Origin of the sequence: Cognatundibacterium oligocarboniphilum, from assembly GCF_013377855.1 — a bacterium.
In the GTDB taxonomy this organism is placed as follows: Bacteria; Pseudomonadota; Gammaproteobacteria; order Burkholderiales; family Burkholderiaceae_D; genus Undibacterium; species Undibacterium oligocarboniphilum.
In genome coordinates this window covers 1-23392 of record NZ_JABXYJ010000012.1, presented here as the reverse complement: position 1 = coordinate 23392, position 23392 = coordinate 1, and the positions used below count along the sequence as shown (strand labels likewise).

At 53.7% G+C, this 23392-nt stretch carries 19 protein-coding genes and 2 riboswitches; of the genes, 10 read left to right on the top strand and 9 right to left on the bottom strand.

Features of this window, described 5'->3' with window-relative positions; genetic code table 11:
• Positions 1 to 144 precede the first annotated feature (144 nt).
• The 7 genes from HV832_RS15765 to phnE all read left to right on the top strand — a co-directional run bounded on the left by HV832_RS15765 (position 145) and on the right by phnE (position 5712).
• Positions 145 to 510: a response regulator transcription factor gene (locus HV832_RS15765; protein WP_176804810.1), complete on the top strand. Its 366-nt coding sequence runs from the start codon at positions 145 to 147 to the stop codon at positions 508 to 510.
• Positions 507 to 1124, top strand: a complete 618-nt coding sequence (locus HV832_RS15760) for a chemotaxis protein CheC (RefSeq protein WP_176804809.1) — start codon at positions 507 to 509, stop codon at positions 1122 to 1124. Before HV832_RS15765 ends, HV832_RS15760 begins: the two co-directional genes overlap by 4 nt.
• Positions 1124 to 2128, top strand: coding sequence for a sensor domain-containing diguanylate cyclase (locus tag HV832_RS15755; protein ID WP_176804808.1), 1005 nt, complete (start codon positions 1124 to 1126; stop codon positions 2126 to 2128). Before HV832_RS15760 ends, HV832_RS15755 begins: the two co-directional genes overlap by 1 nt.
• Before the next feature lie 109 nt (positions 2129 to 2237).
• Positions 2238 to 3125 (top strand): putative selenate ABC transporter substrate-binding protein, encoded by an 888-nt coding sequence (locus tag HV832_RS15750; RefSeq protein WP_176804807.1) that lies wholly within the window; start codon positions 2238 to 2240, stop codon positions 3123 to 3125.
• Between the two features lie 5 nt (positions 3126 to 3130).
• Entirely contained in the window at positions 3131 to 4015 is an 885-nt protein-coding gene (locus HV832_RS15745) for a phosphonate ABC transporter ATP-binding protein (RefSeq protein WP_317889335.1), read from the top strand.
• A 15-nt stretch (positions 4016 to 4030) separates the two neighbouring features.
• Complete coding sequence (locus HV832_RS15740) at positions 4031 to 4873, top strand: PhnE/PtxC family ABC transporter permease (RefSeq protein WP_176804805.1); 843 nt, start codon at positions 4031 to 4033, stop codon at positions 4871 to 4873.
• On the top strand, positions 4870 to 5712 hold the full coding sequence (gene phnE, locus HV832_RS15735; protein ID WP_399311144.1) for a phosphonate ABC transporter, permease protein PhnE: 843 nt from the start codon (positions 4870 to 4872) through the stop codon (positions 5710 to 5712). The genes HV832_RS15740 and phnE overlap by 4 nt, the downstream gene beginning before the upstream one ends.
• Here phnE and HV832_RS15730 read toward each other — a convergent pair.
• The 3 genes from HV832_RS15730 to HV832_RS15720 all read right to left on the bottom strand — a co-directional run bounded on the left by HV832_RS15730 (position 5702) and on the right by HV832_RS15720 (position 8351).
• Entirely contained in the window at positions 5702 to 5977 is a 276-nt protein-coding gene (locus tag HV832_RS15730; RefSeq protein ID WP_176804804.1) for an SDR family NAD(P)-dependent oxidoreductase, read from the bottom strand. The genes phnE and HV832_RS15730 overlap by 11 nt on opposite strands.
• A 174-nt stretch (positions 5978 to 6151) precedes the next feature.
• Entirely contained in the window at positions 6152 to 7477 is a 1326-nt protein-coding gene (locus tag HV832_RS15725; protein ID WP_176804803.1) for a choice-of-anchor X domain-containing protein, read from the bottom strand.
• Positions 7467 to 8351, bottom strand: coding sequence for a hypothetical protein (locus HV832_RS15720; protein WP_176804802.1), 885 nt, complete (start codon positions 8349 to 8351; stop codon positions 7467 to 7469). The genes HV832_RS15725 and HV832_RS15720 overlap by 11 nt, the downstream gene beginning before the upstream one ends.
• Before the next feature lie 461 nt (positions 8352 to 8812).
• Here HV832_RS15720 and HV832_RS15715 point away from each other — a divergent pair, with 461 nt between their 5' ends.
• Positions 8813 to 9274, top strand: a complete 462-nt coding sequence (locus HV832_RS15715; protein WP_223827324.1) for a cache domain-containing protein — start codon at positions 8813 to 8815, stop codon at positions 9272 to 9274.
• Between the two features lie 97 nt (positions 9275 to 9371).
• Here the strand turns inward: HV832_RS15715 and gcvP are convergent, their stop codons facing one another.
• The 4 genes from gcvP to HV832_RS15695 form a co-directional block, all read right to left on the bottom strand.
• Positions 9372 to 12251, bottom strand: a complete 2880-nt coding sequence (gene gcvP / locus HV832_RS15710; RefSeq protein ID WP_176804801.1) for an aminomethyl-transferring glycine dehydrogenase — start codon at positions 12249 to 12251, stop codon at positions 9372 to 9374.
• Between the two features lie 128 nt (positions 12252 to 12379).
• Positions 12380 to 12757, bottom strand: a complete 378-nt coding sequence (gene gcvH, locus HV832_RS15705; protein ID WP_176804800.1) for a glycine cleavage system protein GcvH — start codon at positions 12755 to 12757, stop codon at positions 12380 to 12382.
• A gap of 124 nt (positions 12758 to 12881) precedes the next feature.
• Complete coding sequence (gcvT, locus tag HV832_RS15700; protein WP_176804799.1) at positions 12882 to 14012, bottom strand: glycine cleavage system aminomethyltransferase GcvT; 1131 nt, start codon at positions 14010 to 14012, stop codon at positions 12882 to 12884.
• A gap of 76 nt (positions 14013 to 14088) precedes the next feature.
• Positions 14089 to 14212: riboswitch (glycine riboswitch) on the bottom strand.
• Positions 14213 to 14224: 12 nt separating this feature from the next.
• Positions 14225 to 14313: riboswitch (glycine riboswitch) on the bottom strand.
• Between the two features lie 393 nt (positions 14314 to 14706).
• Positions 14707 to 16149, bottom strand: coding sequence for a DUF2799 domain-containing protein (locus HV832_RS15695; protein ID WP_176804798.1), 1443 nt, complete (start codon positions 16147 to 16149; stop codon positions 14707 to 14709).
• Between the two features lie 270 nt (positions 16150 to 16419).
• Here HV832_RS15695 and HV832_RS15690 point away from each other — a divergent pair, with 270 nt between their 5' ends.
• Positions 16420 to 18237 carry an ABC transporter transmembrane domain-containing protein gene (locus tag HV832_RS15690; protein WP_176804797.1) on the top strand — a complete coding sequence of 606 codons (1818 nt, stop codon included), beginning with the start codon at positions 16420 to 16422 and terminating at the stop codon, positions 18235 to 18237.
• Positions 18238 to 18316: 79 nt separating this feature from the next.
• Here the strand turns inward: HV832_RS15690 and HV832_RS15685 are convergent, their stop codons facing one another.
• Positions 18317 to 20023: an amidohydrolase gene (locus tag HV832_RS15685; protein ID WP_176804796.1), complete on the bottom strand. Its 1707-nt coding sequence runs from the start codon at positions 20021 to 20023 to the stop codon at positions 18317 to 18319.
• A gap of 244 nt (positions 20024 to 20267) precedes the next feature.
• Here HV832_RS15685 and HV832_RS15680 point away from each other — a divergent pair, with 244 nt between their 5' ends.
• Positions 20268 to 21794 carry a transglycosylase SLT domain-containing protein gene (locus tag HV832_RS15680; RefSeq protein WP_223827323.1) on the top strand — a complete coding sequence of 509 codons (1527 nt, stop codon included), beginning with the start codon at positions 20268 to 20270 and terminating at the stop codon, positions 21792 to 21794.
• Between the two features lie 137 nt (positions 21795 to 21931).
• Here HV832_RS15680 and HV832_RS15675 read toward each other — a convergent pair whose 3' ends face one another.
• Positions 21932 to 23185: a tetratricopeptide repeat protein gene (locus HV832_RS15675; protein ID WP_176804795.1), complete on the bottom strand. Its 1254-nt coding sequence runs from the start codon at positions 23183 to 23185 to the stop codon at positions 21932 to 21934.
• Positions 23186 to 23392: the final 207 nt, after the last annotated feature.

Below are 23392 nucleotides of genomic sequence, written 5' to 3'. Positions count from 1 at the left end.
AAATCAATATTTTTTAACGTAAATTAATCTATGTTGAACCAGGAAAAAGCCTATTTCTCTGGGGTAGAATATCGGGCTAAAGTGAACTGACTGGCATGAGACCAGATTCACATGGTTCCAACTACCCACATTCCTCAGACAATAATGAAAAAACTCCTGATCGTTGACGACAGCAAAGTCTCCCGCATGGTGATCCGCGCACATATCAAAGCGGCACAGCCAGACTGGGAATTTGCAGAAGCCGGCTCCGGCGAGGAAGCTCTGCGCGTAGCAGCAGAGCATCATCCGGATTTCTGCACCATGGACATCAACATGCCTGGCATGCTGGGTACTGATGCCGCGGAAGCCTTACTAAAAGCCCATCCTGCAATGCGTATTGCTATTTTTTCCGCCAATGTGCAGGATGCCATGCAAACCAGAGCCAATTCCATCGGTACTATTTTTGTCGCGAAACCCGTAACTGAGAAATCCATTGGCATCGTTGTCGATTATTTCGTGAGCGGACAATGAACAGTCTGAGCGAACTTCATATCGATGCGTTAAGTGAGGTTTTCAATGTAGGCGCTGGCCGCGCAGCAGCGAGCCTTTCTGAGATTGTCGGCGATGAAGTTCGCCTGTCCGTACCCTCGGTGGAAATCCGTAAGGCTTCCGACATTGATGACACCTTGATGGGGCCGCGCTCCGACCGTTTTGGCGCTGTGCATCAGACGTTCAGCGGATCTTTCGATGCCGAGGCGATTTTGCTGTTCACCGAAGAACATGCACTGGAAATCGTGCGCGACATGATGGGCTCCCAGATCAGCATCGAAGACCTGGCCGAATTCGAGCAGGAAGCGATGTGCGAGCTTGGCAATATCATCCTCAATGCCTGCCTGTCTGCCATGGCTGACATGCTCAACGTGCCGCTGAACTGCTCATTGCCGGATTACAGCGTAGCGACCATGGATGAAATTTTCAACCGTATCTGCCCCGATCAGGATCAGGATCAGCAATACATCCTGTTGCTGCACATTGATCTTGCGATAGAAAAACGCCACTCCGAAGGTCATCTGATTTTCCTGCTGAGTTCCACTTCCCTGAGCAGTCTGATGACGCAAATCGAGCGTTTTCTGGGAGAAATCTGATGTCGGTGCAGTTTGCTTCTGAAGTACTGAACCAGATTTTCAACACGATCAGCGTCGGCCTGATTGTGGTTGACAGAAACAATCAGATCCGGCTGTGGAATGACTGGGTGGAAAAGCGCAGCAATATCGAAGCCAGCGCCGCCATCGGGCAATATATTACCGCTATTTTTGATGAGCCACCCAGCACGGCATTCACTTTGGCGATTACAAAAACCATCGATTACAGATTACCTGTCATCCTGTCGAATGCCTTGCACCGCAGCCCGTTACCGCTCTACGAACGGAACGATAAAAACCGTGAGAAAAAACGGATTCACCAATCCATTACACTCACGCCGCTGGAGGTGGGCGGAGAACGTCAGTGCCTGATCCAGATCACCGACTCCACGACATCCATCAAACGCGAAAAAATATTGCGCTCCCATTCCGAGCTGTTGAAAAAGGAAGCCACCACGGATAGTCTGACCGGTATTTATAACCGCCGCTTTTTCGACGAACATTTCAAAATGGCGCTGGCGCAGGCGGTACGACATGGCACCAGTCTGTCTGTGTTTATGGTGGACATTGATTTTTTCAAGCAATTCAATGATTACTATGGCCATGTTGCCGGTGACAAGGCGCTGGTACAGGTGGCGGGTGCGCTCAAGTCACAGCTGCTGCGTGCCAGCGACGTGCTGGCACGCTTTGGCGGTGAGGAATTTGTACTGATGTTGCCCAATATTTCCCAGGAATCGGCAATGCAGTTTGCAGAAAAATTACAGAATGCCATTCGTGATCTGCACATCCCGCACGAGAAATCGCTGGCCAGCCCGCATATCAGCATCAGTATTGGCTTCAGTCATTTTTCAAAGGATGCCCTGCTCGATTCTGCTGCGTTGTTAAAGACTGCGGATGCCGCTTTGTATGCAGCCAAAAACAATGGTCGTAACCGGATATTTTTTCTGTCTCTGCCATCGTTGACGGAACAGTCCAGATCACTTTCAACACCGGCCTCCAAACACTGATTCTCCCTGCTTTGAGTCAGAGGCTGCCGCATTGATGCAGATGTAATCAGGTCATTTTTCTCTGGCAAACTATTTCTTCTTTCATCATTACTGATTTTTTCATTTCATCATGACTTTTTCCTCTCGCCTTTCTGTTTCCCGCCGCTGCTTCCAGACCCTGCTTGCAACATCTCTGCTGACCTTGGCCGGCCTCAGCTTTGCGCAGCAATCGGCGCAGGTATTGCGTGTTTCTGCCATCCCGGATGAAGCACCGACCGAGTTGCAACGAAAATTCAAGCCGCTTGGCAGTTATCTGGAAAAAAAACTCGGCATGAAAATCGAGTTTATTCCGGTCACGGACTATGCAGCATCCGTTGAGGGGCTGATCAATAAAAAACTCGATATGGTCTGGTTCGGCGGTTTCACCTTTGTACAAGCCAAAGCCCGCAGCAAAGATCAGGTCATCCCCCTGGTACAGCGCGAAGAAGACGAGAAATTCAAGTCCGTTTTCATTACCACTCACCAGGACATCCGCAAACTGGAAGACCTGAAAGGCAAGACCTTCAGCTTTGGTTCTGAATCCTCGACCTCAGGTCATCTGATGCCGCGCTCTTATCTGCTGGCAGCGAAAATCAATCCTGATACTGACCTGAAGCGGATCGCATTTTCTGGTGCGCATGATGCAACGGTCGCGGCCGTATCCGGCGGAAAAGTCGATGCCGGAGCACTGAATATTTCAGTCTGGGAAAAACTGGTGGCGCAAAACAAGGTCGATACCCGGCAAGTTCACGTGTTCTACACCACACCGGGCTATTTTGACTATAACTGGTCTGTCCGCACCGACATGCCTGCAGAATTACGCAAAAAAATCAGCGATGCCTTTTTATCGCTGGATGCGGGTAAGGCCGAAGACAAGGAAATTCTTGATCTGCAGCGCACTGCCCGCTTCATCCCGACCAAAGCGGACAATTACAAAGCGATCGAAGCCGCTGCGCACAATGCCGGGCTGCTGAAGTAATGACGATGCAGCAGTCACCGCAGGTCGATCTGCGGCATCTGTATGTACAGTATTCGGGCAAGCGCCACGGATCTGCCGGCTGGGCGCTGGAAGACATCGTTCTGCAAATCCGGCGGGGTGAACAGATTGCCGTCATCGGGCCGTCCGGTGCCGGGAAAACCACGCTATTGCAGACTCTCGCCTGTGCCAGCGAACCAGTGCAAGGTGAATATTTTTTTCACGGACAAGCAGTCTGGCAACTGAGCGGATCGCAACGCCACCGGCTGCGCCGGCAACTGTTTCTGGCACCCCAGACGCCCCCCTTGCCGCCGCGGCAGCGTGTCGTGACTGCGGTGCTCGCTGGCCGCCTGCCGCAATGGTCTTTTCTGCAGGCCTGCAAAAATCTGATCTACCCCAGCGACCCGCACGCCGCGTTTGATGCCTTATCCCGTTTCCATTTGCAGCATAAGCTGTATGAACGGGTGGATCATCTGTCAGGCGGCGAGCGCCAGCGCTGCGGCCTGGCGCGTCTGCTATTGTCCGGTGCTGAGCTGCTGGTGGTCGATGAACCTTTGTCCGCACTCGATCCGACGCTGGCGCTGCAAACCCTGCAGGCATTGCAGCAGGCGGCCCGCGAACGTCAGGCGAGTCTGATCTGCAGTCTGCATCAGGTTGATCTGGCGCGCCGTCATTTTGACCGCATCATCGGGCTGCGCAACGGCAAAATCATATTTGACAGCCATCAGGTCAGCGATCAGATGATTGCCGGGCTGTATCAGAATGCAGGCACGGCTTCCGCTGCAAATCCAGATAATGAAGCAGGCAGCACGGACAAGATACGTACTACAAACGCCGGTTTGCCATCCCTATCGGAAACGATGCTGGCGACTGACCACAGCCGTTGTTCCTGACGCTGAATTCAAAGCATGACAAATCGAGTGCAACCCAGGACTGTTGTCCCACCTGATCCGGCATGGCGCAAACGCCTGACAATCATGCTGCTGGGACTGCTGCTATTGTGGCCGCAGCTGGTCATCACCGAATTCAAACCTTGGTCACTGCTCGACGTGCAAAGCCTGTCCGCAACAGGTCACTTTCTGGGCAGCTTTTTCCCGCCTGCGCATGATCCGGACTTTCTGCTGCTCGTCCTGCAAGCCACCTGGCAGACCATCGCGATGGCGACGGCAGGCGTGTCGCTGGCGATCATAGCGGCGATACCGATGACGCTGCTGATCACTGAACAATTATCGGTCTCATCCCTGTATCAGCGACGCATGCATCCGTGGTCACACTTGCTGCGTCAGATCATACGCTGGCTGCTGGTTTTGTTGCGCAGTGTGCCGGAGCTGGTCTGGGCATTGCTGTTTGTACGTATTACCGGTCTGGGGCCGACTGCCGGCGTGCTGGCTATTACACTGACTTACTGCGGAATGCTGGGTAAAGTCTATGCCGAAATCATTGATACTACCAACGTGCACGTCAGCCGTACACTACTGGTCAACGGCAGCCCGCGCCTTGCCACTTTTCTTTATAGCATATTGCCGGCTGCTGCATCCGAATTATTGTCTTATACCCTGTATCGCTGGGAATGCGCGATACGCGGTTCGGTAGTGATGGGTTTCGTCGGTGCCGGCGGGCTCGGTCAGCGCATGGATGAGTCGATGAAAATGCTGGCAGGCGCAGAGGTGTCGACCATGCTGCTGGTATTTGTGCTGCTGGTTGCAGTGGCCGATGCAGTCAGCCAGTATTTCAGGAAGGCGCTGGCATGAACCGCCATCAGCAGCCCGATACACCGGCATTGCCGGAACAATCCGTGCATTCCGGCCTGCCGCCTGCACCGCCGGTGATGCAGGTCAAAACCGCACTGATACTGCTGATGCTGACAATAGTCGTTGTCGCCAGCTTTATCAGCCTGTCGTTGGACTGGTGCAGTTTATTCAGCGCAGATGCCGCTGCCAAAGTCCGGGAATTTCTGCTCGGTTTCTTACCGCCGGATGTATCAGCGACGATGCTAAAAAAAATTGCCATTGCAACGCTGGAAACGCTCTCGATGTCTGCACTCGGCACCCTGATTGCTGTATTGGGTGGCATCCTGCTGGCATTGCCGGCGAGTGGCCGGGCTGGCAGTATGGCTAAACACAGCACCCGGCTGTTGCTCAACATCCTGCGCTCGATACCGGAACTGGTGTGGGCTTCGGTCTTGCTGATTGCTGCCGGACTGGGGCCATTTGCCGGAACCATGGCGCTGGCGATGCATACGACAGGGGTACTGGGGCGGCTGTTTGCGGAGACACTGGAAAACCTGCCACCCGACGCGGAAATCACGCTCAGACTCAATGGCAGCAGTGCCGCCGCAGCATTCCTGTATGCCGCGCTGCCGCAGGGCTTGCCGCAAATGCTGTCTTATACCCTGTATCGCTGGGAAAACAATATCCGGGCCGCCAGCATTCTCGGTATCGTCGGTGCAGGTGGTTTGGGACAAATGTTGAAATACCATTTGTCCTTATTCCAGATGCCTGCTGCAGCCAGCGTAATGATCGCAATGCTGATTCTGGTTGCGCTGGTGGATGCGGCCAGCTTTGTAATCCGACGTGCGCTCACCCGCTGATACCGGCGTTATTGAATACACCATCCAGCCGGCCAAATGCGCTGACCGTATCGACAGTCAGGCGATCGGCCTGTTCAGTGGATGAAACATGAGTCGACATAAAAAAGCAGGGCCCGGAATAACGGGCGTTCAGTCCGGCCACCACCTGTTCCGCTGTCGGTCCAGGCAAATCGGCAATCGCAACTGAAGCCCCCTCTTGCAGGCAACGTTCCGCAGTTGCCAGACCAATGCCGCTGGCACCACCGGTAATAATCATTTTTTTCATTCAGACGCATGATGCTGTTTCCTGCAGAATGTGCAGAAAAATCATCCACCACAGTCAGACCGCGCCAAAAATCCTGATGCTGCAGGAGCATTGTCCATGCTGCCAGCAACATACCTGATGAATACGATTTCCTATGCCGCTCATTTGCACAAAAAACGACGCACTCCGGTATTTTTAACGGGTTTTATTGTTTCTATTCTGAGAACACACACTCTGCGGCAGGGGCTGGCGCGCAAGATCAGGATCAAAACTGATCAATGCATTTTTAGCCAGCCCTGCATCTTTTTCAAACTCCGTGAGATAACGGCTGCGTTCCTCACTGCTCCACTCCGTATCGGAAAACGTTTTCAGCGGATACGTCTTGCTGACATAAGCCGTGCCTTCGATCCGCGGCATCAGCGCACGGTCAGGGTCGGTGTTTTCTTTGAGCAGATAAGCATCCACATCCCGCAGCGTCAGCGGAAAAACCGGCGTCTGATCCCTGAGCAGATTGCCTGCCACGACAAGCGGAATATCATTACTCCCCTGCGGCAGCAGATCATTGAAACTCACCAGCGCAAACGGTTTTCCTCTGGCGTCGTCAACCCGGCCATGCACGATATAGCGACCCGGCATCTGTACATTGGCTTTCAGGATGAAACGCAGCGCACCGCCTTCCGTGCTTTCCCGGACCGGACCGGCCCAGATTGCCGGGACTTCAGGTGAATAGATCACATCAAACAGAACCACGCCGGCCTGCCCGTTGACGGTATAACTGAGCTCTGTGCGGATGGTGCCGTTAAAACTTGCAAGGCCGGTTTGCGCCGGATTCAGCACACCGCTGTAAATACCATCGCCGGCGACCTGGTCACCCTCGCGACCGCTGTCCGACATCGCCACCGGTGACTGCGGCGCCTCGCGCGATGCATTGTAGGTAATCCCTCTGGCGAGCGCTCTATCCGTTATCAGCGGCAGCATTTGCCCACTCTTGTTTTTCGCCTGTATTGTGAACTGCACGCTTTCTCCCGCAGCCAGATACACGCGCGACTGGGTGGTCTGAATCTGAACCTCCTGGTCAGTACCGCCTCCCTTTTTGCGCATCGGGTGGGATTCTGTAATCAGCTGATTCGGATACACCTGATCAGGATGTTCAGCAATCGGACGGGAATAATTCGGATAACGGGTACTGTCCTGATACTGGCACAAAGTCTGATCGGCCTGCAGCCATTGGGCGAGCAGTGCCTGGCGCTGTATCTCACGCGCCTGTGCTGGATTGGCAGACACCGGATCGTTACGGGCTGGCATAGTCAAAAAATGACTGCCGTCGCTTTTGGCCGGTGTATTCGCCGCGACTTCTTCTGCAAACCAGTTACCGCTCACCAGTAAAACCAGCACACCAATCAGCACAGCCACCGTCACCAGATACCGCCAGCGGTATCTGGTCGCAGCGCCAGAGCCAGATTTGTCCCGGCTGCGGCCTGAGCCGCGCGGCTCAGGCTTGCGTGGCGAATCAGATGGCATTACTGACCATCGCCGCCCGGACTACTGAGACAATCCCTTCCCAGTTACTGTTGGCATAGTGGTTGAAGGCCTCGGCATCATCTCGGAAAGCCACCGAATGATACCCCCACTTGACGGAACCACCTTCGTTGACCGCGGTTCCCAGCGTCAGATCATTACAAAACCAGTCAGCGGGATTACATAACGCCTGTCCCGCAGAACCTGCCACACCGCCAGTGCTGTGATAAGCGACCGCTGAATCATCCTGCCCTGGCAGGATGCCGGAATACCAGGCACCCTTAGCGCCGGCATACATGTAGAACCAGACATTGTGTGTATCGTTGTGGTTGTACATGGCACGTGCCGTCGTGGTTTTCAGATCCTGCACCAGCGGTTCGCTCACTGCCCAGGAACCGACATCCGATAACTCGGAACCACCTGCCGCTCCGGATGCTGCCCTGACCCATTTAATATTCCATCCAACCTGGGTTGTACCGTCGGCATCACCGCACTGGCCGGAAGAATTGGCCACTGCGTTTTTCTTGACGCGGGCAGAGCCGCCATAATTCGCCAGTGTGTAACCCATCATCAGGTCTCCGGCGCTGTGGGTGGCGATATAGCACCAGTTATTTCCTGTGCAAAAACAATCCAGCGCATCGCGGATAGTTCCGTTTTGCGATGCGATGCTGTTATAGCCATCCCAGTTCACCGCTTTTTTGTTGATGCCTGCATTTGTGCTGGCCGGTCCCCAGTAAGTGAAACTGGTGTAATCACCGATCACGCCGCCACCGCCGCGGCCATTGACCCACAAGGTGTAATTCGCAGCACTCGCCACGCCGGCAAACAGCCACAAGGAAAAAACCGCCACCGCCAGAAAAATACGTTTCAAGCTCATTCTTTTGCCCCCTCTTCGTTAAGGTAAATCGGAACACCCAATCACGGACATCACTAAACACCGTACGGAACAGCAATCAGCAGGAACTGCATTCTTTTTCTGATGAGATGGTTTTCTGTCGATCGCAGCGCAGTATCAAAATCCGGGAGATCGGTGTCAATTTGCGACGCAGCAAAAAAATAACAGGGCGAAATGGCTGGTTTGTGACACGCGCTATGAAAACAGCCGCGATATGGATAATTAGAGATTAAACTCTAAACAACACATTTACTGTTTTGAAGAGCTATGCCGGACGAGTTCATGATTTCTGATCAAATGCAGGAATGTAGCGGCGTCAATCGTCCATTTCCGTTCATACCAGTCAAATTGGTGACGGAAGATGCAAAGAATGCTTTTTCTTTTGAAAAAATGGGTTACCCTGAAGAGCACGCTATGTGCGTATTCTGTGGAAGGAAAATTTCATGCTGATCAGGAACACCATCGTTGCAATACTTGCTGTCTGTGCCATGACCGCGCCAGTTACGGGTCAGGCTGCTGACAAACCTGAAGATGCCATCGCCATGGTAAACAAAGGTCTCAACTATTTGCAGAAAAACGGGAAAGAGGCATTGATCCGGGAGATCAATCAAAAAAATCCGGATTTTCTCGTCGGTGATCTGTATCTGTATGTCCGCAGTATTGACGGTCCGATTCTTGCTCACCCTATCAATCCAAAGCTGATCGGAAAAAACATGCTGGAGCTGCCGGATGCGGAAGGTAAGTTGTACCGGAAAGAGATCGTCGAGCTGGCCAAGACCAAAGGTAAAGGATGGGTGGATTACCGTTACAACAATCCGGTCAGTAAAAAAGTAGAAGCCAAATCTACCTATCTGGTTCGCTCCGGAGACATCATTCTGGAAGCGGGTATCTATAAAGGGAATTAGTTGTAAAAAAGGATGCCGGCAGTCTGCGGGCATCCTTTTGACAGATCTGCTGAATTCAACGTCGTGAAACCGGCGAAAAATTCAGCAAAACAAACAGTTACTGATAATCCGACAGCGGTACGCAAGAGCAGAACAGATTGCGGTCGCCATACACGTTATCAGCGCGACCTACTGGTACCCAGTACTTCTGGTGACGCAGGCTGGCGACCGGATACGCTGCTGCTTCGCGGCTGTACGGACGGTTCCATTCGGCGGACAGCAATGCCTGCATGGTATGCGGTGCGTTTTTCAATGGATTGTCTTTCGCATCGAATTCACCACTCGCCACTTTGGCGATTTCTTCACGAATCGCAATCATCGCATCGATAAAACGATCCAGCTCTGCCAGCGATTCGCTCTCGGTCGGCTCAATCATCAAGGTGCCGGGAACCGGGAAGCTCATGGTAGGTGCGTGGAAACCGAAGTCAATGAGGCGCTTTGCCACGTCTTCATTCGAAATACCTGTCGCATCAGATAAAGGACGCAAATCCAGAATGCACTCATGCGCCACCAGACCGTCATGACCGGAATACAGCACCGGATAATGCGGAGCAAGGCGTTTGGCGATGTAGTTCGCTGCCAGAATTGCAGTTTCTGTTGCGGCTTTCAATCCTTCTGCCCCCATCATCGCGATATACATCCACGAGATCGGCAAAATCGATGCCGAGCCAAACGGTGCTGCGCTGACAGCAGAAATACCGTCTTCACCACGCACATAGCCAGTCGATTTCTGATTCGGTAAAAATTTTGCCAGATGCGCACCGACTGCCACCGGGCCAACACCCGGACCGCCACCACCGTGAGGAATACAGAAAGTTTTGTGCAGATTCAGATGGCTGACGTCGCCGCCAAATTGCCCCGGTGCGGCCACACCAACCAGCGCGTTCATATTAGCGCCGTCAACATAGACCTGACCACCGTGACTATGTACGATTTCGCACAATTGCTGAATGCCTTCTTCAAATACGCCATGGGTCGATGGGTAAGTCACCATGATCGCTGCCAGATTGGCGCTGTGTTTTTCTGCCTTGGCAGCCAGATCAACCAGATCGACGTTACCGCGTTCATCACAGGCAACGACCACAACTTCCATACCGACCATCGCTGCCGATGCCGGATTGGTACCGTGTGCAGATGATGGAATCAGGCAGATATTGCGATGACCTTCGCCACGGGACTCATGGTATTTGCGGATCACCAGCAAGCCAGCATATTCGCCTTGTGAACCGGCATTCGGTTGCAGGGAAACAGCCGCATAGCCAGTCGCTGCACACAGCATGGCTTCGAGCTGGTCAATCATTTCGCGGTAACCCAGCGTCTGATCTTGCGGTGCGAATGGGTGAATATTAGAAAATTCCGGCCAGGTGACGGGAATCATTTCCGACGTGGCATTCAGCTTCATGGTGCAGGAACCAAGCGGAATCATGCTGCGATCAAGTGCCAGATCCTTGTCAGCCAGACTACGCAGGTAACGCAGCATTTCATGTTCAGCATGGTAGCGGCTGAAAGTCGGATGAGTCAGGAAAGCGCTGCTGCGAACCAGTGTGGCTGGCACTGCATCGCTGACAGTAACTTCAACCGCATTGAAATCCGGCGTTGCTTTACCTTGAGCAAACATGCTCCAGACGTTCACCACGTCCTCACGCGTCACAGTTTCGTCGAATGAGATACCGACTTGCGTCGCGCTGATCTGGCGCAGGTTATAGCCTTGTGCCGTTGCTGCTGCATGCACTGCGGCTGCATCAGCGACATTCACCGTCAGCGTATCAAAATACGTGCTGTTCGCCAGTGTAAGGCCCATCTGTTGCAGACCTGCCGCCAACACTGCAGTCAGACGCTGTACACGTTGCGCGATACGGCGCAAGCCATCAGGGCCGTGATATACGGCATACATGGATGCCATCACTGCCAGTAGCACCTGTGCAGTACAGATGTTGGACGTCGCTTTTTCGCGGCGGATGTGTTGCTCACGGGTTTGCAATGCCAGACGGTAAGCAGAATTGCCCTGTGCATCAATGGTCACGCCAACCAGACGACCAGGCATGCTGCGCTTGAATGCATCGCGGGTGGACATATAGCCTGCGTGCGGGCCGCCGAATCCCAGCGGTACGCCAAAACGCTGGCTGTTGCCAACCACCACATCAGCACCCCACTCACCCGGCGGTGTCAGCAATGTCAGTGCCAGCAGATCGGCAGCGGCAATCACCATAGCGCCTTTAGCGTGGATGGCAGCAGCGTATTCGCGGTAATCACGGATATCGCCATTCGCGCCCGGATATTGCAACAGCACGCCGAAGCAATCATTGTTCAGTGCATCGCTGCTGTGGCAGGTACGGACTTCGATGCCCAGCGGTTCAGCGCGGGTTTCGATGATTTCGCGGGTTTGCGGCAAGACATCGGCGGCAACATAAAACACATTGGAATTGGATTTGCCGACACGCTGGATCAGCGTCATCGCTTCGGCAGCGGCGGTGCCTTCATCCAGCATCGAGGCATTGGCGATATCCATTGCGGTCAGGTCGGTGATCATGGTCTGGAAATTCAGCATTGCTTCCAGACGACCTTGAGAAATCTCTGGCTGGTAAGGCGTATAAGCGGTGTACCAGGCTGGGTTTTCAAAGATATTGCGCAGAATGACACCCGGCGTGTGGGTGTTGTAATAGCCCTGACCAATCAGGGATTTCAGCACCTGGTTTTTACCAGCGATGGCTTTCAGTTGCGCCAGCGCTTCCGGTTCGGATTTCGCTGCGGTAAATCCAGCCAACGGCAAAACATCATGGCGGCGGATATTGGCAGGCACGATCGCATCAATCAGCGCATTGCGGTCAGCATAGCCAAGCACAGCCAGCATCTTCGCTTGTTCAGCGTCGGATGGGGCGATATGGCGGGAAATGAAAGCGTCATGCGCTTCCAGTTGAGTCAGTGAAGGACGGGTCATGATAGGTCAGTGGCGAGAATACGAGTAATGGCGAAAAGAACGCATTCGGTGGATGCGGAGCAGTGCTGCTCCGGCATCTGTACCGGCAATTGTCTGCCGGACCGGATGAGGCAATGAAGACGGTTGTATTAGCCGATGTTCTGTGCGTAAGCGTCGGCGCTCAGCAGACCATCCAGCTCAGCCGGATTCGCTGGCTTGAGCTTAAACAGCCATGCACCGAAGGCGTCGCTGTTGATCGATTCCGGCGCATCGGCCAATGCCTCGTTGATAGCAACAACTTCGCCACTGACTGGCGCGTAGATGTCGCCAGCCGCCTTGACGGACTCAACAACGGCACAGTCTTTACCGGCAGCGAGTGTAGTGCCGATTTTTGGCAAGTCAACGAAAACGATATCACCCAGTGCATCCTGTGCAAATTCGGTGATGCCGACAGTCAGCGTGCCGTCTGCTTCTGCGCGTACCCATTCGTGGGAGGAAGTGTATTTCAGATCTGCTGGTACATTCATGATGGACTCCAAATAATCAATAAGAATTTGTTTAAATTTTTCTGAGATAAAAAGATGCTATTACGCTGCCTGCGTCTGCTACTTATGCTGCATCTGCTGTTGATACTGTTGCTAATACCGGAAATTAAGCGACCAGAACTTTACCGTTACGCACAAACGGCAATTTGACAACCGTTGCCGCCAGTTGCTTGTCGCGGATCACGACCTGTACGGTATCGCCAATCGCCACGCCCATCGGCAAGCGTGCCAATGCGATGGCTTGTTGCATGGTCGGGCTGAATGTGCCGCTGGTGATTTCGCCTTCGCCCTGTGCAGTGACAACTTGCTGATGTGCGCGCAGAATGCCGCCTTTTTCACGCAGAATCAGGCCGAGGAATTGTGCTTTCTGACCTTGCTGCTGCAGGGCTTGCTTGCCAACGAAATCGCGTTCACTGACCAGATCAATCGTCCATGCCAGACCTGCGTCAAGCGGATTCACACTTTCATCCATATCCTGACCGTACAGATTCATACCAGCTTCCAGACGCAGCGTGTCGCGTGCACCAAGACCAGCAGGTTTGACACCGGCAGCGGCCAGTGCATTCCAGAGATCGTTCACACGATTTGCAGCAACGGCGATTTCAAAACCGTCTTCGCCGGTATAGCCGGTACGCGCCACCATGATTTCACCGAAGGCGGTGTCGGCCACAATCACGGCATTAAATGGTTTGATTTCTGCACTGGCGGTCTTGGTTTCTGGCAGCACTTCCCAGGCTTTGGCGCGCGCATTCGGACCTTGCACGGCGACCAGCGCAAACGCGTCTGCACCGTCACGGCGTTGCGTGATCGTGAGGCCGGCACCTGTCTCCGCATTTCGGGCATTCATCCAGGCGATGTCTTTTTCGGCAGTGCCGGCATTGACCACCAGACGGAACCAGTTTTCAGCAAAAAAATAGATGATCAGATCGTCGATGACCGTGCCTTCGGGTTTCAGCATGCAGGAATACAGCGCCTTACCGGGCACCTGCAGTTTATCGACATTATTCGCAACCAGACCACGCAGGAAGCTGCGTGCATTGTCGCCTTTCAGATCCACGACGCACATGTGAGACACATCGAACATGCCGCAATCGCTGCGCACGGCGTGATGCTCTTCGATTTGTGAACCGTAGTTGACCGGCATATCCCAACCGCCGAAATCGACCATTTTTGCGCCAGCAGCACGGTGCGCTGCGTTAAGGGGAGTTGCCTTGAGTGATGTCGCTGCTTGCGTCATGAGAACCTCATTACCAGATTAGAAGGGACGAACAAACGCACATCGACGAACCATATCCGTCGCGTGCGAAAAAATCGCAGACCCCTCTGTCCTGGTACCTGAGAGATTACGGGAGCAACGATGTTTGCCATCCCGTGCGCACCTTCGGTGGGTAGTCCGGCTGGCTTGCGCCGCCGCTACCACTCTCCAGAGTGTGGGGTGTATATCAACTCCCCAGTTGATCGGTCCTTTTGCCTGAGAGTTTGTTGGGTATTAGCCCCTTCGGCGGCAGCGCGTTGCTGCTCTCTCCCGATCAAGTAGCAGGATTATATAAGGCTTGACTGAGCTTGGATATATTCAAAACCAAATATTTGGTGAAGTCGGGTGAAAGTGGAACATGTGGCAAAACACCGCTTTTTGTACCCAACAGCCTGCGCCGGCAAGCTGTGATGCGGTTCGCCAGTCACGCAGCGGGAACAGGGAATACATTGCATTAAGAATATACTCCCCTTCAGTATCTGAAAACAGCCTTTAACCATCTAAGCATCAGGCTGTTTTTTATAAAATATGGGGGGAGTATGCTGCTTCAACATTTTTTGGCATGGACAGGTTGCTGTGCAGCTTCAATCAGTAGTTTGAATAAGCTGTTTAAATAAGCAAGTTGAATAAGCCAGCCAGGCAAGCAAGCAGGCTGAAGTTTTGTCAAGCCGTCTCGTCAGCGCAGGGCATCGCGCTGTATCTGCTCCATATCCTGCTGATAGCGGTATTCCCGGTTTTGCAGATCGTCAATGCGGTAACGGAGGAATTGCCACTGATCACGCAGATCGCTGCGGTCGCGCTCATTGCGACGATCGGTATTTGTGTTTTCAGGTGTGTTTGGCCGGTTCTTGTCGTCGCGGTTACGCTGCATTTCTGCTTCCAGACGGGCTAAGCGACGCTCAACATCGCGCAAACGGTCGCGTTGCTCATCCAGCTCGCGATGGTTGAACGCCTGACGGCGACGGATTTCTTCTACATCGCGGCCCGCCGTCAGCGCACGCTGCAAGCGATATTGCAAAGGCTGCTGGCAAACTTCGATCGCCATCGGCTGATTGGTTCTTCCCCAGTTGAATGCGTTTTCCAAGGTGCAATAGGCAGCGTTCTGACGGTTCCATGCCTGAGTATAGAGGTCGCGGGTCTGGGCAATCACAAATACCTGTTCGTTGCGGGCATTGCTCATCCGCTGCTCCAGCATGAATGGTTTGCCATAACCGTCTGCGGTGCCAGCCTCGGTCCAGTATTGCATCAGGCGCTGCTCCCATTGCTGGCGGTAGGCCGCTTCATCCAGCCTGAGACCGCGCCGCTTTGCATCATCGCGCCGCATGTAGATATCACGTCCATTGACGGCGTCATCCCATGCCAGCCGCTTCCAGTATTCGGTGATTTCACGGTTCCAGCCAGTATGGTAGGCATCTTCCAGCACCAGCAGGTCACGACTCTGTGCCGCTTTCACATGGACGCCCAGAGTGCTGTCCGGAATCCCCTGATGCGCGTCCTGATAGCCGAGCTGCTGCCAGTAGGCGTAATTACCCTCGCTCCACCCCTGACGGTAAGCATCGGCACGGAATACTTCCGGGGCACCCGGCAGACGACGTGCGCCCTCTTCGTCGGCCTTGCGCCCTGCCAACCCTTCCTGATGGCCGCTCTGCTGCCAGTAATCGGCATTACCGAGCTGCCAGCCCTGCTCATAAGCCGCCTGATTCAGCGGCGTTTCTTTCTGACGAATCTGGTCTGACTGCACCTGCTGCTGGTAATAGCTGAGCGCCAGCGCATTGCGCCCGTCCGTCCGCCCCAGCCGGTACCAGAATTGCTGATTACCCTGCTGCCAGCCCTGCTCATACTGCTGCGCCGATTCAGGCCGGATCTTACTGCTGTCCACCGAAGAACAGAATTGCCTGCGCTCTTCATAATTACGATGCAGTCCATCTGAACCATCTTTGTTACCGATAAAATTCCAGTCACCGGTCTGACAGTCATTCATCCGGCTGATGGTGCTCTGGCAAGCCATCAGCGGCAACAACAACAGGAACGACACCAGACGACAGGCGCGCTGAAGCAACTCCCTGGCAGTTGATGAGGTAGTCAGTAAGACAGGCATCTGGTCAGCTATGGCGGGCATACAATCACTTTCAACGGAAGGGGTGATGACATAACGTAAAGAGTGGCACGGCTGTTGACGCCGTTTCACACATTACGTTACATAAAGAGGCAGGGATTATCGCATTCCCTGCTTGATTTTCCGATTCAGGTCATCATGTAGGCGAAGCTGTCTTTTTCTGCTGTACGTCCTGCTGCGTTCTTTTGTCTTATTGGCGTCATTTGAATTGTTTTGCTTTGCCTGCTGCCAGCAAGGTCTTTTCTATTTTCTATTCACTCAACCATTTTCTTTATGCCCAACTCCGAACCCTCCACTCAGCGCAGCAGTCTGCAGACGTTACGGGGACTGCTGCCCTTTCTGCGCCCTTACCGCCGGCAGTTTATATATGCCGGTATCGCACTGCTGATTGCCGCCAGTGCGACGCTGGCGATTCCTGCGGCTTTCCGGCAAATGATTGATCTTGGTTTTGGCAGCTCCGGCGACCGCCAGATCCATGATGTGAATCTGACCTTCCTCGCGCTGTTTGGTGTGGCAACGATTCTCGGTATCGCCACCGCAGCCCGTTTTTACATGGTGTCCTGGCTGGGAGAGCGCGTCACCGCCGACATCCGTAATGCAGTGTATTCCCATGTGGTGACACAAAGCCCGCAATTTTTTGAAACCACGCAAACCGGCGAAGTGCTGTCGCGCCTGACCACCGACACCACGCTGATCCAGACCGTGGTCGGTACCAGTATTTCGATGGCATTGCGCAATCTGCTGCTGATGAGCGGCGGACTGATCATGCTGTTTGTCACCAGCGTCAAGCTGTCGATTCTGATTATCGTGATGCTGGCGATGGTGGTGCTGCCGATCATCCTGTTCGGCCGGCGTGTGCGGCAACTGTCTCGCGATTCACAGGACAAGATTGCCGATGCCTCAGCCATCGCAGGAGAAATTCTGAATGCCATGCCGACAGTGCAGGCATACACGCATGAACAGATTGAAGCCCGTCGTTTTTCTGGTTTTGTAGAAAATGCCTTCGGCACAGCCATGCGCCGCATCCGCGCCCGCTCTCTGCTGACCATGATGGCGATTCTGCTGGTATTCGGCGCCATTGTATTTGTGCTGTGGCTGGGAGCGAACGCGGTGATGGATGGACGTATGAGCGGCGGCCAGCTGGGGCAATTTATCCTGTACGCATCGATTGTTGCCGGAGCGCTGGGTGCCCTGTCTGAAGTCATGGGCGACGCCCAGCGTGCTGCAGGTGCCACCGAACGTCTGCTGGAGCTGCTGGCTGCGCATTCACCGATTCAGAATCCGGCACATCCTGCGATGCTGCCGGCACGCAGCAGCCAGTCGGCAGGCGGCGCCAGACTCTCGCTGGAAGCCGTCAGTTTTTCTTATCCCTCCCGTCCGGGAACCCTGTCCGTTGCCGATCTGACACTGGAGGTAGCCGCAGGCCAGACTGTTGCGATTGTCGGCGCCTCCGGTGCGGGAAAAACCAGCCTGTTTCAACTGCTGTTGCGTTTTTACGATCCGCAAAGCGGAGTTATCCGGCTCGATGGTGTACCAATACGCGATCTGCACCTGCATGACCTGCGGCAAGCCATCGGCATTGTCCCGCAGGACACGGTGATTTTTTCTGCCAATGCGATGGAAAATATCCGTTATGGCAAACCGGAAGCCACCGATGCCGAAGTCATGCAGGCCGCAAGACTGGCAGCAGCCCATGAATTCATCGAGCGGCTGCCTGAAGGCTATGCCTCGTTTCTGGGAGAACGCGGCGTGCGTTTATCCGGCGGCCAGCGACAGCGGATTGCCATTGCCCGTGCCCTGCTGAAAAACCCGCCGCTGTTATTGCTGGACGAAGCCACCAGCGCACTGGATGCCGAGTCGGAACGGCTGGTGCAGGGCGCACTCGAAGTGGCGATGCAAGGCAGGACCACGCTGATCATTGCCCACCGGCTGGCGACGGTGCAACGGGCCGACCGCATCATTGTGATGGAACACGGAAAAATCGTTGAAACCGGCAACCATGCCACGCTGGTCGAACAGAATGGCGTTTATGCCAGACTGGCAGCGCTGCAGTTTAATCTGGATACGCAGGAACAGCCTACCACCCCATAAGCTGCAAAACCAGCCAACCAGAAACAGGCAGACAGCATATCCCCTGCACTGCTGCCTGTTCCCGCTTCAGGGGCCGGCGTTATCTGATGCCGGATACGTCAACACTTGCGGCAGTGCTGGCTCCGGCACGGTACACGCGCTGCCCTGCCACCCAGGTTTCCAGAACCTGGGTCTGGAAAATCTGCTGTGCCGGGATACGGAAAATGTTACGGTCAATCACAATGAAATCGGCCCATTTTCCGGTCTCCAGACTGCCCAGGATGTTTTCCTGATGTGCCGCATACGCCGCATCCAGCGTGAAGCAGCGGAATGCTTCCTTCATCGTCATTGCCTGCCCGGGATACCAGCCGTTGCGTGGCTGCCCCTGCATATCCTGTCGTGTCACAGCGGCATACATGCCCCAGAACGGGTTGGGTGACTCCACCGGAAAATCAGAGCCGCATGCAATGCGCGACCCTTGCTGCAAAAACCTGCGCCACGCATAAGCACCACGGATGCGCTGCGACCCGACCCGGCTTTCAGCCATATTCATATCGGATGTGGCATGGGTTGGCTGCATTGAAGGAATAATGCCCAGAGTCCGGAAACGGGGAATATCTTCCAGCGAGACCACCTGCGCATGTTCAATACGATGACGCAACTCCGTTCGCAGTGAGGCTGGCAAGACAGCGAAAGCATTGAGTATCTGCCGGTTCCCGGCATCGCCGATCGCATGGACATTCACCTGATAATGTTGCTCTGCGGCTTTGCGCACCATCGCATTCATTTCCTGCTGCGACTTGAACAACAGCCCGGAAACCTGCGGCGCATCACTGTAAGGCGCGAGCAATGCCGCACCACGGCTGCCCAGAGCACCATCGGCAAACAGCTTCACGGCACGCAGTGTATAGCGGTCTGCGTCACCGTTGAACGGCCCATCCACAACAACACTGTCAAAAAACTCCCCGACACCGGCGATCATGCCGTAGACACGGACGGTCAGGCGGCCCGTCTTTGCATATTCCCGGAACAGATGATCCGCCGGCGCGGAAACACCGGCATCATGCACACTGGTCAATCCTGCCTGACGGATTATCTGCAGCGCCGTATCCAGCGCCTGCAGGTTTTCCGCCTCTGTGGCCACAGGCAATACCCGATCGATCAGCTCCATGGCGCTATCGATAAAAATGCCAGTCGGGTTGCCATAGGTATCCCGTTCGATTTTTCCGCCAGCCGGATCCGGAGTTTCACGGCTGATTCCCGCCAGTTGCATCGCCTTGCTGTTGGCCCAGGCCGCATGTCCATCCACCCGACTCAGCCAGACCGGCCGGTCACGGACAACGGCATCAATATCCTGAGCCGACGGAAAGCGCTCCAGCTTCCAGTTAGCCTGATTCCATTCACCGCCTAAAATCCATTGTTTCTGCGGAAAACGGGCTGCATAGTCAGCGATCACCCGTTGCGCCTGTGGCAAATCTTCCGTGCTGCGCAGCGCCAGTTGCAGTGCGCTTATCCCCAGCCCCATGATATGGCCGTGCGCATCAATCAGACCTGGCAAGACGGTTTTTCCCTGCAGATCAATATGCGAAGCAGCGGGAAACTGTTTGCGTAATGCACGCGCATGACCGACTGCGCGGACTTTCCCCTGCTCATCAAAAGCCATGGCATCAAACTGCACCAGTTGCTGTTTCCGGTTCAGCGTATAACCATCAGCATGTTCAATCAGGACAATACCTGCCGGTGCAGGACACACCACACAACAAGACATTCCAATGCCCAGCACCCATGATCTGTAACGATGCAGCATATTGTTATTCCACTAATATCAATAAAACCGCATTGTAGGACAAAGTTTCGGTATTGGCACAGGATTATTCCGGCGTATAACCCCGACTCCGGCCAGATTACCCCAGACTGACAGATACATGCTGTTCAGCATCACTTACCCTCAGATCAGGAGAAGTTTCTGCTTGACGCGATCTTCTGCCCTTGCGTACACTCTCGTGATACTGTCATTAACGTCGACACAGGTCGGCAAACGCCTTCTGCCTATGAAACGATTACGTTCCCGACTTTGTCCCGTTATTGCATCCATGCTGTGCTGCTGGACCCTGCCCTCACTGAGTTATGCCGATGCGCCTGCATTAAACGGCATGAATACCCGTCCTGACATCAGTAAAATTTCCACCTCCCCTGTTTCTTCTGCCCTCACTGGTACCAGTTCCAGCGAACCGGCTTCCTTTGTCTATACCAATCAGGAAGCAGATTTATGGGAAAGAATCCGGGCCGGGTACGCGATTCCTGATCTGAACAATAAGCAGGTTGACAACCAGCTGACCTGGTACAGCACCCGGACTGATTACATTCTCAGGACCGTACAGCGCGGTTCCCGCTACCTGTACCACGTGGTGGAAGAGCTGGAAAAGCGCGGGATGCCGACCGAGCTCGCCTTGCTGCCTTTTATCGAATCTGCATTTAACCCACAAGCCATTTCAACGGCAAAAGCCAGCGGCATGTGGCAATTCATGGCAGCAACCGGCAAGGATTTCAATCTGAAGCAAAGTATGTTCAAAGATGATCGCCGCGGCATTCTGGATTCCACAGATGCTGCGTTGAATTATCTGGAACGCCTGTATGGCATCTTCGGAGACTGGCAACTGGCGCTGGCGGCGTATAACTGGGGTGAAGGCTCCGTACAACGCGCGATCAAAAAGCAGCAGGCACAGGGTTTGCCGATCGATTTTGACAGCATGTCGGGACTGATGCCGCAGGAAACCCGTAACTATTTTCCCAAATTACAGGCCGTTAAAAATATTATTGCGCATCCTGAACAATTTAATATTTCCCTACCGGCGCTGGAAAACCAGCCTTATTTCGTCACGGTAGAAAAAACCCGGGATATTGATGTACGTGTTGCGGCACAGCTTGCGGAATTGTCGATGGAGGAATTCACAGCCCTGAACCCGCAATTTAATCGCCCGGTCATCACCGGCGACAGCAATACTAAAATCCTGTTACCGGCAGACAATGCCAATCTGTACAAAGAAAACCTCAGCAAATGGCAAGGGCCATTGTCCTCATGGGCGACCTACACGGTTCCGAGAACTGAAAAGGTGGAATCCCTGTCGCAAAAACTGGGGCAGAAACCAGAATTTATCCGTGAAGTGAATCTGATCCCGGCCAAAATGCTGGTCAAGGCAGGTTCAACGATCCTGATTCCCAAATCCAGCAAGACTCCGGATCAGGATATCTCTCCGGAGATAGCCGAAAAAGCACAGATCATCATCGAAAAAGGCGTTGCAACCCGTCAGCTGAATCACAAGGTCAGCAAACAGGATAATCTGAACAGTATCGCCCGCCGTTATCATGTCACTGTCGCTGATCTGAAAGGCTGGAACAACCTGAAACGCGACAATCTGAATCCGGGCCAGACCTTGCATATTCAGGTACCGGTGCTGGCGAAGTCGCGTCATACCGCCGTCGCCGCACATCAGAAAACGCCGGCACACAATTTCCACGCCCGTCCGGCAAAAACCCTCGCAGTCAATACACGTGGCGGTAAAAAACGCCACGGCTAAAATTGTACGCACCTGTTGATACGTTCTGAATCACGGTGTAATTCTCAGCAGAAATCAGGATCAGACAATAAAAAAAGGACGCCGGAAGCGCCCTTTTTTATTGTCTGATCTCATTAGCGATATCAGCTGATGCCAGCTTATTTGCCTGACTGATTTGCATAGATGATCCAGTAACGCGCCAGATCAGCAGTACCATCATTACCCTGCACCGTACGGAATGTTTTGATCGCATTCGCTTTTTTACCTGCCTGTAATTGCGCAATACCCAGATGCAGTTTAGCGTCTTCAGGATGCTTGAGGCTGTCCTTCTTGATGCCTTCTTCCATCATCGCGATACCCTGATCTGCCTTGCCTGCAGCCGCTGCAGCAAAACCCAGATTCACGAGGTTGCTGCCGTCCTTACTCTGCTTCGCATCTGCTTCGGCGGCGGCGGCGCCTTTATTGGCCTCATCCAATGCTTTGGCAGCCATATCACGCAAACGCTTATGGCGCTCTGCGTCATTGCCTGCCCCCAGGGCACCGGCTTTATAGCCAGCATCGATAATCTTGACTGCCTCAGCCGGATAACCTGCCTGAATAGCCATCAATGATGAATCCATATAATCGGACGTTTTGGTCACCTGCCCCAGTACCAGCTTCAAGCGGTACAGATCCAGCTTCAGGCGCTCGGAATAACCGGGCTTACGCTCAATATTATTCAGCAGATTGACCCAGTATTCCTTCTTGCCATGGTATGCCACCATTTTTTCCAGTGCGCTGGTATAACCGGCCATATCCTTCTGCTTCAGAGCAGCATTGGCATAGGTTTCCAGATTAATCAGGCTTGGCGCACGACCAGCTTTTTCATCCGCAGCCAGATCAGCCATGACTTCCTTCATCGCCTTTGCGCCGTCACCACTCTGATTCATCGCCTGAATCATGTACTGACGCAGCGACTGATCGGTGCCGCCATCAGCATAATAACGGTTGTACCATTGCGCTGCTTTGGAGTAATTGCCTGCTTTAAAATAAGCATTCGCCAGCACCTGAATCATTTGCAACTGATCCTTGGATGGCAATTTTGCGGCAGCGACGATTGCCTCCGCCGAACGAATCACCGTATCGTTATCGCCTGCAGCAGAAGCGATTGAAAGACGCATCCGTTCGATTGTGAAATTTTCATTGACTGTCTTACCGCTGACATTGTCTGCCTCGTGAATCTTGGACAATGCATCTTTATATTTCTTCGATTTATACAACTCGCCGGCAGCCTGGACAATACGGCCAATTTCCGGACGCATCGCTTCCTGAGCATAGGCAGTATTTGCTGCGATATTTGTTAATTCCGGCACGGCTGCAAAACCGATCGCTGCCAACAATACAGCGATACGAGACAAACGAAGTTGCTTCATATGTTGATCTCTCAATCAATAAATTAAATAAACTCAGGAATAATGCCACCTGCACATGACAGCAAGCCGGCCAATTTTCCAGTCAATATGCAAATCGGCAGGGAACTCCCTGCCGATTTTCAATCATACATCAAGATGTGAGCATTGGAATGCGTCCCGGAGAATAATCACCGATTACTTCAAGAACTGCTCATTACCCACCATGCC